Annotated in this window: 1 pseudogene; it reads right to left on the reverse strand. The window is 33.8% G+C overall.

The features are described from left to right. Positions 1-256: pseudogene (locus SB775_RS27965) on the reverse strand (adhesin); the annotation flags it as partial. Between the last annotated feature and the right edge of the window lie 102 nt (positions 257-358).

Genomic DNA, 358 nt, shown 5'->3' on the forward strand with positions numbered 1-358 from the left:
GCCCCATTTCCGGAAGATCATTACCGTTTGGACTTAATTTTCCATACGTTAAGCAATACGCAATTTGCCCATTCGTATTCTTCAACAATTCTGTCCGTAGGTTTTTCCCATACATGGGACTAAAACTCCAATCCATTTCGTACTTCTCACGATTGATAACTTCAGCACTTGCCTTAGTAAGTGGAAATACAAAACTTAAGACAATTAGAAGCATACTCATAGCAATGAGTAACGTTTGATACGATCGTTTCAACATACTAACAGCTCCCTCAAATGATATGCAGTTTTCAAAGATCAATTTTCGAATCATTAATTCTATTTGAATTACTAGTTTTTTTTACTATAATTAAACTTAAAT

It is taken from the genome of Peribacillus sp. SIMBA_075, from assembly GCF_046534585.1.